The following is a 1,762-nucleotide window of genomic DNA, read 5'->3' as shown; positions in this document are numbered from 1 at the left end:
CCCATGAAACACCTCCTCCCGAAAGTGAATCATAGAATACCGCTTTTGGGAATCCCGAAACCGATTCAGATCAAAAGCAAAACGCTTTAACGTTCTTGTAATTGTCGTGATCCTGAATATCGCTGTAGTCGAAGGTCTCGGTATCCAGCGCCACATCACCTTCGGTCGAGGCAATGACCGCCCCGTCAAGCTGCGTGTGACCACCGACGGTGACATCCACGTTGCCTTTGGCGATCAGGGCAGACTGTTCCTCGACCCACGCCTTGCGGCCCTTTTCCTTGCCGTAGGAGACTGAGCCATTGACGGCGTTGACCTTGCCGTCCAGACCTGTACTCAGACCAACAGAACCGCCCTTGCTGCCTCCGTCAATCCGGCTGGTATCCTGCACAGAGGCGACAGTCAAATCACCGCCCACATCCGCATCAATGGACCCGTTTGCCTGAACCTGTGCGCCCTTGAGGGTGGTGTCATCCCCGGATTTCAGGGTGATGTCATCGCAATTTTTAGACAGATAAAGTTTGATACAAACTTCTATATTTAAGCGTTAAGAATCTTCAGAAAGCTGCTTTGCTAACTTACACGCCAAGTCAAATTTTTTATTCAATATGCCTGTATCATGCCGATTATCATATAATTTCCTAAAATCATTTAGAATATATAAGCTCAGATTTTTATACCCACTTTTATTATTGCTAATCAGTATATTAATTGATTTCTGTAACTCTTGGTAAATTTCAGCTTGCCCATTAACGCATAAGTGATCTTTTATTTCAGTCAACAGATTCAATAAATCTATCTCAAGTTCATTTTTCATCAAATAGTCTCAATTAAATTGGTTTGGAAATTTAGCTTTGAATTGATCCAAAGAATAAACGGTCCCCGTTTTTCCATCTTTTACCGTTTTGATCCAACTATCAGGATAATCTCTGGGTAAAAGAACTTGATCAGCACCACCTCTATATTTTGGATTCGTTTCTCCTATTGGCTGTGGTGCAACTCTTCCTATATGAATCTGTGTCCCTTTAGGAATTATTATTTCAGCCTCAAATCTTGTATTATTCCATTTAGGATAAACAGCCGTTTCATCTCGCCCTAGATTGCGTTCCGTCGTAACAAATCCACCATTTGCTTTCGCTTGACTATCACTCCCTCCAAATTTCCGATATACAGGAGTTTCAACTATTGTCTTAGCTGTTGCATATTCAGCGTTTTTAAAAGTTTTTGCTATACCTTCAGGTAAAACACTATATTCAGTGTCTACAATTTTATCATCAATTTTTGTAGTGAATTTTCTTGTGGCATCATTTCCACTTCTTTTGAGATTAATCGTCCCTGCGAGCACAGTAAAGATAAGGAATTCAGTGGCTTCGACTTTCGTCTGAGTGTTGTAGCGCCCAGCAATGAAATCCTCTTCGACCAAATCTCTCCCATAACCCGTTAAAGCAGATATTGCTGAAAACGATATTTCCTGTTTCAGTGCATCGATCTTATCTCCCGCAACAGCATCAAGAGCCAAATTAGCCGCTATTGTCGCCGTACCTTTCACAGGTCCCATTGCGACCTGTAATGCAAGCATCGCAGCTCCCACCTCTTCTGTAGGCAAGGTATCAATATAAGATTTGGCTTTAACAAGTCCATTTAGGATCGAACCACCAACAAGCTGCTGTTGTGTAGGACGTATCAGGACGTTCACACCGCCCGAACTATCTGGATCTTGTTCTGAATTTGTAGGTACTTGGCTCGCAAAATCTTCTGCTGCCAT

The 1,762-nt window shown here is 42.6% G+C and carries 3 protein-coding genes; all 3 read right to left on the bottom strand.

The features are described from left to right. Positions 1-70: 70 nt before the first annotated feature. Positions 71-484, bottom strand: a complete 414-nt coding sequence (locus O4H49_RS20465; protein ID WP_269425286.1) for a hemagglutinin repeat-containing protein — start codon at positions 482-484, stop codon at positions 71-73. 60 nt (positions 485-544) lie between these two features. Next, on the bottom strand, positions 545-814 hold the full coding sequence (locus O4H49_RS20460; RefSeq protein WP_269425285.1) for a hypothetical protein: 270 nt from the start codon (positions 812-814) through the stop codon (positions 545-547). A gap of 9 nt (positions 815-823) precedes the next feature. Further along, positions 824-1,762 (bottom strand): hypothetical protein (locus tag O4H49_RS20455; protein ID WP_269425284.1); only part of this gene is annotated, 939 nt, incomplete at its 5' end.

It is taken from the genome of Kiloniella laminariae (assembly GCF_027214005.1).
GTDB classification, from domain to species: Bacteria; Pseudomonadota; Alphaproteobacteria; order Kiloniellales; family Kiloniellaceae; genus Kiloniella; species Kiloniella laminariae_A.
Note: the sequence above shows the minus strand (reverse complement) of the source record. Positions and strands in the feature narration are given on the sequence as shown.

Coding starts and splice junctions, on each gene's coding strand:
- O4H49_RS20460 (WP_269425285.1), bottom strand. CDS start 814: ATGAAAAATGAACTTGAGATAGATTTATTGAATCTGTTGACTGAAATA.